Source organism: Streptomyces sp. NPDC048001 (assembly GCF_043203115.1).
Lineage (GTDB): Bacteria > Actinomycetota > Actinomycetes > Streptomycetales > Streptomycetaceae > Streptomyces > Streptomyces sanyensis.
Window position 1 is genome coordinate 167,614 of record NZ_JBIDBN010000010.1, and the last position, 13,594, is coordinate 181,207.

Annotated in this window: 9 protein-coding genes; 3 read left to right on the plus strand and 6 right to left on the minus strand. The window is 74.4% G+C overall.

All coding sequences use genetic code 11. The features are described 5' to 3' along the window. Positions 1-68: 68 nt before the first annotated feature. Positions 69-1,961 carry an MFS transporter gene (locus ACGF15_RS20070; RefSeq protein WP_392800625.1) on the minus strand — a complete coding sequence of 631 codons (1,893 nt, stop codon included), beginning with the start codon at positions 1,959-1,961 and terminating at the stop codon, positions 69-71. A gap of 190 nt (positions 1,962-2,151) precedes the next feature. Continuing rightward, entirely contained in the window at positions 2,152-4,881 is a 2,730-nt protein-coding gene (locus ACGF15_RS20075; RefSeq protein ID WP_392800628.1) for a serine hydrolase, read from the minus strand. A gap of 247 nt (positions 4,882-5,128) precedes the next feature. Here ACGF15_RS20075 and ACGF15_RS20080 point away from each other — a divergent pair, with 247 nt between their 5' ends. The 3 genes from ACGF15_RS20080 to ACGF15_RS20090 all read left to right on the plus strand — a co-directional run bounded on the left by ACGF15_RS20080 (position 5,129) and on the right by ACGF15_RS20090 (position 7,443). Further along, the gene (locus ACGF15_RS20080) at positions 5,129-5,857 is read left to right on the plus strand and encodes a GPP34 family phosphoprotein (protein WP_345613352.1); all 729 of its coding nucleotides are present in this window, start codon (positions 5,129-5,131) and stop codon (positions 5,855-5,857) included. Between the two features lie 328 nt (positions 5,858-6,185). Beyond that, positions 6,186-7,067, plus strand: a complete 882-nt coding sequence (locus ACGF15_RS20085; protein ID WP_392800632.1) for a helix-turn-helix domain-containing protein — start codon at positions 6,186-6,188, stop codon at positions 7,065-7,067. Between the two features lie 166 nt (positions 7,068-7,233). Then, positions 7,234-7,443: a DUF397 domain-containing protein gene (locus ACGF15_RS20090; RefSeq protein ID WP_345613356.1), complete on the plus strand. Its 210-nt coding sequence runs from the start codon at positions 7,234-7,236 to the stop codon at positions 7,441-7,443. A gap of 229 nt (positions 7,444-7,672) precedes the next feature. On the opposite strand, the gene ACGF15_RS20095 is transcribed toward ACGF15_RS20090, so the two are convergent. The 4 genes from ACGF15_RS20095 to ACGF15_RS20110 all read right to left on the minus strand — a co-directional run bounded on the left by ACGF15_RS20095 (position 7,673) and on the right by ACGF15_RS20110 (position 13,407). Then, positions 7,673-8,803, minus strand: a complete 1,131-nt coding sequence (locus tag ACGF15_RS20095; protein WP_345613358.1) for an ADP-ribosylglycohydrolase family protein — start codon at positions 8,801-8,803, stop codon at positions 7,673-7,675. A gap of 142 nt (positions 8,804-8,945) precedes the next feature. Then, positions 8,946-11,588 (minus strand): bifunctional FO biosynthesis protein CofGH, encoded by a 2,643-nt coding sequence (locus ACGF15_RS20100; protein WP_362613188.1) that lies wholly within the window; start codon positions 11,586-11,588, stop codon positions 8,946-8,948. A gap of 135 nt (positions 11,589-11,723) precedes the next feature. Beyond that, positions 11,724-12,551, minus strand: a complete 828-nt coding sequence (locus ACGF15_RS20105) for a TIGR03619 family F420-dependent LLM class oxidoreductase (protein WP_392800637.1) — start codon at positions 12,549-12,551, stop codon at positions 11,724-11,726. A gap of 325 nt (positions 12,552-12,876) precedes the next feature. Further along, positions 12,877-13,407, minus strand: a complete 531-nt coding sequence (locus ACGF15_RS20110) for a GNAT family N-acetyltransferase (RefSeq protein ID WP_392800640.1) — start codon at positions 13,405-13,407, stop codon at positions 12,877-12,879. Positions 13,408-13,594 lie beyond the last annotated feature (187 nt).

Sequence of the window (13,594 nt, forward strand, 5' to 3'; positions counted from 1 at the left end):
GCGGGCGTAAGTGTGAACGCTGGTAAGTGCCGGGCCGGTCGGCGCTGTCCGCCGACGGGACGCGGTGGTCAGCGGAGTTCGTCCGGGCAGGGGGTGCCGCGCGGCAGCTGGTAGGGCGCGGCCAGCCGGTAGACGCCCGCGCGGGGTGCCAGCAGCTCGGTCCACTCGTCGCCCTCCTCGTCCTCCTCGGACTTCGTCAGGCAGCCGTGGGGGTTCTCGAAGGTCTTCGGACCGTCCTCGCGGAGCTTGGACGCCTCGGTCTCCCGGGGGCCCTCGACGCTCGTGCCGTCGTCCGCCACCAGGCCGAGCCACGGCGAGTAGGGGACCCGGATGAGCACCCGGCCGGGGGAGGTCACCTGGATGGTGAGTTCCCCGGCCCCCGCGTGACGCACGGTCGCCGGGGGGTCGGCGAGCGGGACCGGGTCCTTCACCGCGAACAGCTGCCAGTTCTCGTCGCCCCACACCCGGGTCAGATAGGGCAGCCCGTCCGCGACGAGTTCGGCCTCCTGCTCCGCGCTGTGGTCGGGGCGGCCTTCGGGCAGCACCACGAAGTGGACGGCCCAGCGGTCCAGCCACTCGCGGTAGCCGGCCGGGGTGAGGAGCCTGTCCTTGTCGTAGAAGAGCGGGTTGCGCTCCATGTCCGCCTGCCGGTTCCAGCCGCGGGCCAGGTTGACGTAGGGGGCGAGGGCGGACGACTCGCGGTGGCTGCTCGCCGGGACGACCTCGACCCGGCCGCGTTCCGCGCCGACCCGCTGGAGCCGGTCGACGAGGGGCGCGAGTTCGCGGTTCCAGGACGCGGTGGGGGCGGTGCGGACGATGTCGTCCACGCTCTTGTAGCCGATCCAGACGTTGAGCCCCGCGAAGGCCACCACCACGGCGTACCAGCGGCGCGAGCGCGGCGCGGTGAACGGCAGGGCGGCCAGCAGCGCCACACCGGCGAACAGCATGGGAAGCCGGGACACGTTCGAGCCGATCTGGGAGTCGATCAGCCAGGTCAGCAGCGTGCCCACGGCGTAGACGGCGGAGGCCACCCGTACGGTGTGCCAGTCCTCGGGCACGAGGAGGAGGACCAGGACCCCGAAGACGAACGGCAGCGAGGTCGAGCCCAGTGACATGGGCTGGGTCCCGGAGAAGGGGAACAGCCAGGCGGAGAGCCCGACGACGGCGACGGGGGCGAGTCCCAGCGCGTAGGCACCGGGGCGGCGGCCGCACAGGAACAGCGCCGCGGCGACGACGCCGAGGAAGAGGCCCGCGACCGGGCTCGCCGCCGTGGCGAGCCCCGCGAACAGGGCGGCGACGGCCCCCTTGGCCCACCGCTTCCGGCGCAGGCGGTGCGGCCAGCAGAAGAAGGCGCCCACCGCGGCGAGCGCGAACATCATGCCCAGGCCGAAGGTGACCCGGCCGGAGAGCGCGTTGCACAGGAAGGCGAACACCCCGGCGAAGCCGCAGGCCAGCGGGTTGCGCACGGAGGGCAGCCGGAGCAGGATCAGCGCGGTCAGGGCGGAGGAGACCGTGCCCGCGACGATCATCGTGGTCCGGACCCCGAGCACGGACATCACATAGGGGGACACCACGCTGTAGGAGACGGGGTGCATCCCCCCGTACCAGGCGAGGTTGTACGCGGAGTCGGGGTGGCGGCCGACGAACTCCGCCCAGGCGTCCTGCGCGGCGAGATCGCCCCCGGTGTTGGCCAGGAACAGGATCCACACCACGTGCAGCAGTGCGGCGGTCGCCGTGACCAGGGTGACCGGGTGGCGTGCGACCCGGCGCAGGGCACCGGGCCGCGGCGCGGGGTCCGTACCGGGAGGCCCGGCCTCGCCGGGGCCCCGGCCCGCTTCCCCGTCCGGCTCCGGGGCCCGGCCGGAGGGGACGCCGGGGCTCCGCGGGGGCCGGACGGAGGAGGACCGCCCGGGCGCGGCGGTGGTGCGGTCGTCCGCGCGTACGGGCTCGGCGGTGGTCACTGCGGCTCTCCCCGTCGTCCTGTGTCCTGCTGCGTCTGCCCCGTGTCGAGCGCGTCCCGCCGTCCTCGCGTCCGGCGCTCCCCGCCTCACCCGGAGGACGCACCGCAGGGCCCCCGGGTTGCCCGGCGACGCTAGCACGCGGGCGTCCCGTCACCGACGGGACGCCCGCGCGGGTGGAGGGCCCTGCGGATCAGCCGATGCGGGTCAGCCTGGGCGCGAAGCCGGGCTCGACGAGGTCCTGTTGGAGGGCGACCGGAACGCTGATGGTCCCGGCCCCGGACCCTGCGGTGAGGCTGCCGACGACCGTGCCCGCCTCGGCGGTGGCGGGCACCTTCCTGCCGCCGTCGGTGATGCCGGAGCGGACCGTCAGACCGGACCAGCCGACGACCGTCAGGTCCTTGGTCGCCACCACGGGCGTCAGCCCGCCGAGCCCGTCGTCGACATGCCCGACGACGTCGCCCTTCTTGACGACGGTCCTGGCCTGCAGCGTCTCCCGCGTGGCGACCAGCACCTCCTCGCTGACGGCGTTGACCGTCTCCAGGATGGACGGCTTGTGCTGCCCGAGGACCGCGCCGACGATCGTCTGCGTGGAGCCGCCGATGTCCTTGTAGGCGGCGAAGAGCAGGTTGCCGCCCGCCTTGGTGGTGGAACCGGTCTTGATGCCGATGGCGCCGTTCCTGGGCATCAGGGTGTTGTAGTTGCTGTGGCGCTTCCCGGACGGGTCGTACCACTCCTGCTGGCGGGTGATGTCGACCATGGCCTTGTTCTTGACCAGTGCCTGCCCCAGCTTCACCTGGTCCGCCGCCGTGGAGACGGTCGCGGCGTCCAGACCGGAGGGGTCGGTGTAGGTGGTGTTGGTCATGCCGAGCTCCTGGGCGGTGTCGTTCATCTTCTTGACGAACGCCTCCTCGGAGCCTGCGTCCCAGCGGGCCACCAGCCGGGCCACGTTGTTCGCGGACGGAATCATGATCGCGCTGAGCGCGTCCTTCACGGAGAGCGTGTCGCCCTCCTTGATCGTGTTCAGCGTGGACTCGTCGTTGGTCGCGTCGTAGCCGCCCTCCTTCTCGGCGAGGGCGTCGACGGGGATCTTCTCCCCCTCCTCGCCCCGCTTGAAGGGGTGGTCGCGCATGATGATGTACGCCGTCATCGTCTTGGTCACACTGGCGATGGGGACGGGCTTCTCCTCCCCGAACTGCCCGACGACCCCGAGGCCCGACACCGCGATCTGCCCCTGCCCCTCACCGGGCCACGGAAGGCTCGGCTTCCCGCCCTCGAAGGAGTACTCCGCGTCGGCGGCGAGGGTCAGGGAAGGCGTCGGGAGCGGACGCAACGCCTGTGCAATCGCGAAGGCGATCAGGAGCAGGGTGACCAGTGGCGTCCAGATCTTGATCCGGCGCACCACGGTCCGGGCCGGGGTCTCCGGCGGAGGCGGAGTGTTGGTCAGCTCGGCCAGCAGATCGAGCGCGCCGAGCGGCGGCATGGGCTGTTGCCTGGTCCGCTCGGCCTCGCCGAGGGCCGCGGGGGCGGCGTCGCCGCCGTCGGGGCGCTCGGCCGAGGCGGCCGGGAGTGCCGGGGAGGCCGACGCGGTGCCGGGGGCGTCGGTCTCCGGGGCGTCGACCTCCGGGGCGTCGGCGGAGGCGGTCCGGCGGGCTGCCGGGGCGGCCCTGTCGTCGCGGAGGAGCGGCACGAAGGTGCTGTCCGCCCGTGCCCCTGCGGCGCCCCGGCCCCGGAGGCCCCCGGCGTCCCCGGCGCCCTGTGCGTCCTTGGGGCCCTGTGCGTCCTTGGGGCCCTGCGCGTCCTTGGGGCCCTGCGCGTCCTTGGGGCCCTGCGCACGCTTGGCGTCCTCTGCCCCCTCGGGGTCGTCGTCGGCCCCGGCCTCGGCGGTCTGGGCGGCCTGGGCAGCCCCGGAGTCCTTCGAGTCCTCGGGGGCCTGGGAGTCCGGGGAGTCGTCGGCTTCGGCGGCGGCGTCCCGGGGGGTGCCCCCGGCGTCCTCGGGGCCGTCCTCCGGGGCGGGGCGCCCTGCCTCCCCGGAGCCCTCGGAGCCCTCGGTGTCCCCGCCGCGCGGTACGACGAGCGCCGTGGTCGGCTGGTCCACGGTGGGACGCGGCCGGGTCGTGAACACCGCGGTCGGCTGGTCCACCGGGCCACGGGAGGACGCATCGCCCTCCCCGCCCCCGGACGCCCCGCCGCCGACGGGCACGTCCGCCTCGGCCTCCGCGTCGGCCTCCCCGGCACCCGCTTCCGCTTCCGCGCCGGCACTGGCTTCCGCACCCGCCTCTGCACCGGCCTCCGCATCCGCTTCCGCATCGGCATCGGCATCGGCATCGGCATCGGCATCGGCAGGGTCCGCCGCGACCCCGGCACCGGAACGGTCCGCCCGCGCGGCCTCCCCGTCGTCCGGCCCGGCGTCGCCGGAGGGGCCCGCCGCGGCGCGACCGCCCCCGGCAGGGGCGTCCGCGACGCGGAAGGAAGCATTCTGCTCGGCGGCGCCCGCGGCCTGCGTCTTCGCGCCCGCCGGGCGGCCCGCCCCGTCACCCTCGTCACCCCGGTCGGTGCCGTCGGGCTCCCGGTCCCCGTCACCCTCCGTCGCGACCCACTCGGCCACCGCGTCCCGCAGGCGCACATCGCCGTCGCGCCCCGCCTCCTCGGCGGCCGTGCCGTCCTCGCCGGACGGCACGGCGCGGCCGTCGCGCGCCCCGGCGGAACCGGTCTCGCGGTCGTCCCCCTCGCCCGCCGGGGCGGGGAGGCGGAAGACCGCCGTGCGCTGGTCCGTGGCCGCGGGGGCCGAGGATGCCGGGGGGCCCTCACGGAACATCGCGAGACGCGGGTCGCCCTCGCGCCCCGCCGTCTCCCCCGACGACTCCCGCTGCTCCGACCTGTCGGGGGACTCGCCCGCCACCGTGCCTCCTCCATGAGTCATGTGCCACGCGCCATGGCGCCATGCCTATGCCATGCCGCATGATGCGTGCCGTACACGTACCACCGCCGGCCTCGGCGTAGGAGGCCGGCGGTGTCCGAACCATCTACCAGTGTCCTGTGTGAGCGCTTGGCCCCGGTGCTAGACGAGAACGACATACCTATCGGTTCCCTAACAAAGCTCCCAGGCCCCCTCGACAGACCAATGTGAGAGGGGTCACCCTGTCACTCATCCACGCGGGGAGGCATGGATGGGCAGGAGCCGCAGAACACTTCCGGAAGAGCTTCTGCTGCTCGCTCTGGACCCGGCCACGGGTACCACGGCGCAGCCGCAGTCGCTCGACCTCGGCCTGGCAGGAGCTCAGCTAGTGGAGCTGGCTCTGGCAGGACGGATAGCCCCTGACGGGGATCGTATCGCCGTGGTGATGCCACGGCCGACCGGAGATCCGACACTGGACTCCGCACTGGAGCTGCTGCGCAGGCGCGGCAGCCCGGTCCGGGCGGTCCACTGGATCGGCGGGCCCCGGCTGGGGCTGCGCCAGATCTACCTCTCGCACCTGGAACGCTGCGGCATGGTGCATGCCGTCGAGGGCCAGATGTGCGGGGTGCTGCCGACGACGCGCTACCAGGCGACGGACACGGCGATCAGCCGTGACATCCGGGCCCGGCTGGACAGCGCGATCCGTACCGGCGTACCACCGGACCCGCGGACCGCGGCGCTCGCCGCCCTGGCCCATGCGGTCGGCCTCGGCAAGCACCTGTACCCCGGCAACGAGGGGCGTTCCTCTCGGTCCCGGCTGCGGGACCTGATCAGGCACGACCCGATGGGCGGCCTGGTGGCGCACGCCGTGATGGACGTCCAGAACGGCGCGGCCGCGCAGCCGCGCCGCGGGCAGCCGGCGGCGGGCGGGGCCCGCCAGACCGGGCCCGTGCCGATGCAGCCGCGCCGCACCGGCATGGCCCGCGTCGCCGCGCACTGAGCCGCGCCCCCGAGGCGCGGACGGCCGGCGTACCCGCGCCGGCGGCCGGGCACCCACGGCCCCGCCCGCACCGGGCACCGGCCGGCGACGCACCGCTCGTGCCGTACGGCGCCCGGACACGCACGCACCGCACCACCGCGATACCGCCGCACCGACGTCCCCATGACCCGGTCCGGGAGCCGCAGAACGCGCGGAACAGCGTCTTCGCTGTTCCGCGCGTTCGCGTTTACGGCCGTTTCGCAGCGGCGGCCCGCCCTTTGGTGGCAGTCTGCTGAACGGTAGATACGCACAGCGAACACGAGGCAACGCAGCCGGAGGTGCAGTTTCCGTGGCGTCCAACGTCAACCCCACCGTCAGGAGGCGCCGTTTGGGCCAGGAGCTGCGCCGGCTCCGCGAACTGAAGGGCATGACGGCGGAGGAGGTCGCCGAGCGACTCCTCGTCTCCCAGTCCAAGATCAGCCGCCTGGAGAACGGACGCCGCTCGATCAGCCAGCGCGACGTCCGCGACCTGTGCGGGGTGTACGAGGTCGAGGACCACCGCATCGTGGACTCCCTGATGCAGATGGCCAAGGACTCGCGCCAGCAGGGCTGGTGGCACGCCTTCGGCGACATCCCCTACAGCGTCTACATCGGCCTGGAGACCGACGCGGCCAGCCTGCGCGTGTACGAGCCGCAGGTGGTGCCCGGGCTCCTCCAGACCCGGGGATACGCGGAGGCGCTCATCGCGGGCGCGCTGCCGGAGAGCGGGCTGCCCGACGTGGAGAAGCGTGTCAGCGTACGGCTGCGCAGGCAGGAGCGCGTCCACGACGCGGACCCGCCGCTGCGGCTGTGGGCCGTGATCGACGAGGCGGCTCTGCGTCGCCGCGTCGGCGGACGGCAGCTGATGCGGGAGCAGTTGGAGCACCTGGTCGAGATGTCCCACCAGCCGCACGTGACGGTGCAGGTGCTGCCGTTCGAGATGGGCGCCCACCCCGGCATCAACGGGCAGTACGCGATCCTGGAGTTCCCGGACACCTCGGACTCGAGCGTCGTCTACATCGAGGGCGTGACGAGCGACCTGTACCTGGAGAAGGCCAACGACGTGCAGAAGTACAGCGTGATGTACGAGCACCTGCGCGCCCAGGCCCTGAACGCGGACCAGACGCGCCAGTTCATCTCGAAGATCGCCAAGGAATACGCTCAGGACGATCCGGAGGAGTTCGCGGACTGAAGCGCGGAAAGGTACACCACGAGACGGGCGTCACGGAAGAGGCGCCTGATGTATACCATCCGGTCGAGTGAACGCCCCTCTCACCCGCCCGGCCCGGCGAGTAGCGTCGATCACGCCAGCGAGAACGTTGGCGCACATCACCCCCACTCGCCGAAGCGGAGCAATCATGGCCATCATTCAGGGTGCCACGGAGACCTGGACGAAGTCCTCGTACTCCACGGGCAACGGTGCCTGCGTCGAAGTCAAGTCCCCTGTCGTACAGGCGATTTCCGTGCGCGACTCCAAGGTCACCGAGGGCCCCGAGCTCTCCTTCGGGCCCGGATCGTGGACTTCGTTCGTCAGCGAGGTCGCACGGGGCGCGGTCGACCTCGGCTGAGGCACCGCCCGACGGGAACCGGCCAGGCGCAGGAGGGTGCAGCCGCCACCAGCGCGGGCACCCTGCCGGTCCGAGCCGTCCGGCGTGCGAAACCCGCGCGCACCGCGCCACGCTTCTGTGAGCCCTCTCGACTGGTATCGCCGTCCCGGCCGAGGGGGCCCGGCCCTGTCCGGCGCGGGGTCGGACCCCGCCCGGCTGCGGGGTCGCGGCGGTGGAAGGGGCCCGCCCCTCAGGTCAGTTCGGCGGCCCCGCGCGGGTAGCGGGCGAGCCAGCCCGGGGCAGCCGCCCCCGGGCCGTGCAGGGCGGGGCCCTGGGTCATCTCCATGGCGAAGTCGTCCGCGATCTCCAGGAGGGTGCCCCGCCCCTCCAGCTCGCACAGCCAGGCCGGGGGCAGCGCGGCCTCCCCGTGCAGGGCGCCGAGCAGCGCCCCGCACACGGTGCCCGTCGCGTCCGAGGGGCCGTCGTGGTTGACGGCCAGCAGCAGTCCGTGGCCCATGTCCTCGCCGACCAGCGCACAGTAGACCGCCACGGACAGCACCTCCTCGGCGTACCCGCTGCCCGCCAGGTCCGCCACCCGCCCCGGGCCCGGTATGCCCTGGCGCACCGCGCCGAGCGCCTCCCGCAGGCCGTCCGTCACGGGCTGGTGGCCCGGCCGGGCCGCCAGCAGGGCGAGAGCCCGCTGCACCGAGCCGTCGAGCGTCTCCCCGCGGGCCAGGCCGTGGACGACCACGGCGAAGGCCCCCGCCGACAGGTACGCCGTGGGGTGCCCGTGGGTCTGTGCCGCGCACTCGACCGCGAGCTGGCACACCAGCTCCGGCTCCCAGCCCACGAGCAGCCCGAACGGCGCCGACCGCACCAGGGCGCCCGGGCCTCGCGCGGTGGGGTTCCTGGGTGCCTGGAGGGTGCCCATGGCGGTGTCGCCGAGCCCGGTCAGACAGGTGCGGGAGGGGTTGCGGCGGCTGTAGAGCCACTCCTGCGCGGCCAGCCAGCCGTTGTCCTTGCGGCGCTCGTCCGGGCCCCAGTCCCGCTGGGTGGCGGCCCAGCGCAGATACGCCCGGTGGAGGTCGGTCGGCGGGTGCCAGGCGCCGGTGTCGCGCCGGACCTGTGCGCGGATGAGCCCGTCCACGGTGAACAGGGTCATCTGGGTGGCCGCGGTGACCGCGCCCCGGCGCCCGTCCACGGGGACGAGTCCGGCCAGGCCCTCGGGCCCGTGGGCCGTGCGCAGCTCCTCCAGGGAACGCCCCGCCGCCCCGGCGCCCAGCGCGTCCCCGATCGCACCGCCGAGGAGGGCGCCGCGGACCCGGGCCCGGAAGTCCTGCTGCTCGGCCCGGCCCCAGACGGCCGCGGCGGCTGCGCTCACCGTGCCCCTCCCCCGACGTCGAACGGACACTCTGCCCGGGCCAGCACTGTAATCGAACGGGGCGGGGCGCCCCAGGGCCGCCGTCCCCGGCGCGACCCCGGCGGAGCGGCCGCGCGGCCGGGCCCGCCGACGCCCCTCGCGCTCACTCCGGCAGCAGGGGCAGCAGCTCCGGAAGGTGCCCGTCCGAGGCCGCGGCCGCGCGGCGCCGCTCCTCGGGCACCTCGCCGTAGAGGGTGGTGCGCGGGCGTGCCGGACGGCCCGCGGCCTCGGCGATCGCCGTCAGTTCGCGCACGGAGCGGTACGAGCCGTACCCCGAGCCGGCCATCCGGGAGATCGTCTCCTCCATCAGGGTGCCCCCGAGGTCGTTGGCGCCGGAGCGGAGCATCTCGGCGGCGCCCTCCGCGCCCAGCTTCACCCAGCTGGTCTGGATGTTCGGGATGTGGGGGTGCAGCAGCAGCCGGGCCATCGCGGTCACCGCGCGGTTGTCCCGGACGGTCGGTCCCGGCCGCGCGATGCCCGCCAGGTAGACGGGCGCGTTGGTGTGGATGAAGGGCAGGGTGACGAACTCGGTGAATCCGCCGGTGCGTTCCTGGATCCGCGCGAGGGTGCGCAGGTGGCCGAGCCAGTGGCGGGGCTGGTCGACGTGCCCGTACATCATCGTGGAGCTGGAGCGGATGCCCAGCTCGTGGGCGGTGGTGACGACCTCGATCCAGGTCGCGGCGGGCAGTTTGCCCTTGGTCAGCACCCAGCGGACCTCGTCGTCCAGGATCTCCGCCGCGGTGCCGGGGAGGGAGTCCAGGCCGGCCTCCTTCGCGGCGGTGAGCCACTCCCGGATGGACAGCCCGGTGCGGGTGGCGCCGTTGACGACCTCCATGGGGGAGAAGGCGTGGACGTGCATCCCGGGGACCCGCTCCTTGACGGCGCGTGCCAGGTCGAAGTAGGCGGTGCCGGGCAGGTCGGGGTGGATGCCGCCCTGCATGCAGACCTCGACGGCCCCGACGTCCCACGCCTGGGCCGCCCGGTCGGCCACCTGGCGCAGGGAGAGGGTGTAGGCGTCGGCGTCGGTGCGGCGCTGGGCGAAGGCGCAGAACCGGCAGCCGGTGTAGCAGACGTTGGTGAAGTTGATGTTCCTGGTGACGATGTAGGTGACCTCGTCGCCGACGGTGTCGCGGCGCAGGTCGTCGGCGATCCGGGTCAGCGCGTCCAGCGCGGGGCCGTCGGCGTGCAGCAGGGCGAGCGCCTCGTCGTCGGTGAGGCGGGTGGGGTCGTCGGCGGCCGTGGCGAGGGCCCGCCGGACGTCCGCGTCGATGCGCTGGGGCGCCATGCCGGGGGCGGCGGCCTCGCGCAGCGCCTCCCAGTCCCCGTAGACGTGGTCGAAGTCGGCGCGCCGGTCGCCGGTGCGGCCCTCCGTGTCGATGGTGCGGTGCAGGTCGGTGCGCCCGGCGGCCGTGAACGCCTCGTCGGGCTCCTGCCAGGGGAGGCCGGCGGGGCGGGCGTCCTCCCGGGCCAGCCCGGTGTCCGGGTCGGCGAGCGCGGCCACGTGGGGCCTGAGGCGCGGGTCGAGCCAGGGCTCGCCCCGGTGCACGAACTCGGGGTACACGCAGAGGCGTTCGCGCAGCTCGAAGCCCAGGGCGGCGGACTGCGCGGCGAGTTCCTCGATCTGCGGCCAGGGGCGCTCGGGGTTGACGTGGTCGACGGTGAGCGGGGAGACACCGCCCCAGTCGTCGATCCCGGCGCCCAGCAGCCGCGCGTACTCGCCGTCGACCAGGTTGGGCGGTGCCTGGAGGCAGGCGGAGGGCCCCATGATGTGCCGGGCGACGGCCACGGTGGCCACCAGTTCGTCGAGTTCCGCGTCCGGCATGCCGCGCATCGGGGTGTCCGGCTTGGCGCGGAAGTTCTGCAGGATCAGTTCCTGGATACCGTGGTAGGCGCGGGAGACGCGGCGCAGGGCGAACAGCGACTCGGCCCGCTCCTCGTAGGTCTCGCCGATGCCGATGAGCAGGCCGGTGGTGAAGGGGACGGAGGAGCGTCCCGCGTCCTCCAGCACCCGCAGCCGTACGGCGGGCTCCTTGTCGGGCGAGCCGTGGTGGGGGCCGCCGGGCTCGGACCACAGGCGGGTGGCGGTGGTCTCCAGCATCATGCCCATGGAGGGCGCGACGGGCTTGAGGCGCTGGAAGTCGGTCCAGCCGAGCACCCCGGGGTTGAGGTGGGGCAGCAGCCCGGTCTCCTCCAGGATGCGCACCGACATGGCCCGGACGTAGGCGAGGGTGTCGTCGTAGCCGTGGGCGTCGAGCCACTCGCGCGCCTCGGGCCAGCGGTCCTCCGGCTTGTCGCCGAGGGTGATCAGGGCTTCCTTGCAGCCGAGTTCGGCTCCGCGCCGGGCGATCTCCAGGACCTCGTCGGGGGACATGAACATCCCGTGGCCGTCCCGGCGCAGCTTCCCGGGGACGGTGGCGAAGGTGCAGTAGTGGCAGCGGTCCCTGCACAGCCGGGTCAGGGGGAGGAAGACGCTCCGGGAGTAGGTGATCACGCCCGGACGCCCGGCGGCCGCCAGCCCGGCGTCCCGCACCCGGGCCGCCGAGGCGGTGAGGTCGTCGAGGTCGGCCCCGCGGGCCTGGAGCAGCACGGCGGCCTCGGAGACGTCGAGCGCGACGCCGTCCCGGGCCCGCTTCAGCGCGCGGCGCACGGCGTTCTCGGTGGGTCGCGCCGCCGGTCGGGCGCCCCCGCTCCCGGCCTGCGGTCCGTTCTGCCGTCCACCCCGGTGGTCGCCCTGGTGATCGCTCATGCGTCGAGCATACGAGCGGCCCCGTCCGCGGCCCATCCCCACCGGCCGGATCCGGCGCCCGCCGCGGTCCGCGCGACGGCTGCGCGTCCGCCGCACCGCGGGGCGGGAGCGCCCGCAGGGGGCGGGGCAGAGCCCCTAGAGGAACCGCGCGTAGGCGTCGAGGGCGCGCAGCACCTCCAGCTCGTTCCCCGGGGGGAGTTGCAGGATGACCTCCTCGATGCCCTGGTCCGCGTAGTGGGCGAGCTTCCCGGGCTCCGGGCGGACGGCGTACGGGACGACCTGGAGCGCCTTGGGGTCCCGTCCGGCCCGCTCCCACGCCTCGCGCAGGGCGGGGACCGAGGTGCGCAGGCCCCCGCCGCCGATCGGCAGCCAGCCGTCGGCGTACTCGGTGATGTGGGCGAAGAGCGAGGGGCCTGCCGCACCGCCGACCAGCACGCGCGGTGCCCCTCCGGCGGGCTTGGGGTAGGTCAGCGAGGCGCTGACGGAGGCGAGCCGGCCCTCGTAGGCCGTGGGTTCGGGCGCCCACAGGGCCCGCATCAGCGCCATCCGCTCGCGGACGAGTTCCCGGCGCTCGGACCAGGTCACGCCGTGGTCGGCCGCCTCCTCCACGTTCCAGCCGAAGCCGACGCCGAGGGTGAACCGCCCGCCCGAGAGGTGGTCGAGGGTGGCGATCTGCTTGGCCAGCGCGATCGGGTCGTGCTGGGCGACGAGGGTGATGCCGGTGCCGAGGGCGAGCCTGTCGGTGACCGCGGCCGCCTGGCCCAGGGCCACGAAGGCGTCGAGGGTGCGGGTGTACTCGGGGGGCAGTTCGCCGCCGGCGGCGTAGGGGGTGGTGCGCGCGGCGGGGATGTGGGTGTGTTCGGGGAGGAAGAGTCCGGCGAAGCCGCGCTGTTCGAGTTCGCGGGCCAGTCGGACGGGGGTGATCGTCTCGTCGGTGAGGAAGACCGTGGTCGCGATCCGCATGGGGACACGGTAGGCGAGTTCGGGCGGCACGTCGCCGGTCGCGACCGTGCCGTCCGGTTCTCGTCCTCCGTCGGGGGCCGGTCCGCGGTGGCCGGGAGCCGGCGGCGCCCTTCCGGTCGGACCGCGCCGGCCCGTCCGGGCGGCCGGACGGCGGCCGGGAGCCCGCCCGCGGGGTGGGCCAGGTCCGGTGCGGGCCCGGGTGGGCCCGTCCGGCGGGCGACGCGGTGGCGGAACGGGCGGCGGGCCCGCCCGGCGGCTTGGCGCGGAACCGCCCTCCCCGGCCCGCCCTCCCCGGCCCGTCCGCCCCGGCCCGTCCGCCCCGCCGTCAGGCCCGGACGAGTTCGTCCGCGAGCAGCCCCATGGCGATCATGTCGTGCCAGACCCCGTCGCGGCGGAAGGACTGGCGGCGACGGCCCTCCTCGACGAAGCCGACCTTCCGGTACACCCCGAGCGCCGCGCGGTTCTCGGGGACCACGGTCAGCTCGATCTTGTGCAGGCGCATCTCCTCGAAGCCGTAGCGGCAGGCGGTGCGCATCGCGTCGGTGGCCAGCCCCCTGCCCCAGCAGTCCTTCTCGCCGAGGTAGACGTCCAGTTCGGCTATCCCCTTCTCGGGCTCGGCGCCGTGGAGCGCGACCAGGCCCACCAGCCGCCCCTCCGCCAGGGTCTCGATGCCGAGGAGGACGTCGGCGTAGGTGTTGCGGGGGCGGTCGGCCAGCCGACGCTCGACCTGCGCCCAGGTCGCCGGGTAGGTGTCGTCCATCCAGCGCATGACCTCGGGGTCGTGGTTCCAGCGCCACAGTGCGTCGGCGTCCTCCGGCCCCATCGCCCTCAGACGCACCAGCTTCCCCTCGGCCATCGCGGCCACCTCCTGTTTCGACGGTTCCGGTCGGTCATGGCCAGCACGCACCAGGACGGCGGCTCAAAGCCTTTGGCGCGAGGACCGCGTCGGGTCCGGGCCGCTGTCCTCCGCCCGGCCGGAGCCTGCGGCCGTCCATCACCTCTGACCAGCGCTGGGACACGTGTCACACCGCCCCGAGGGGAGC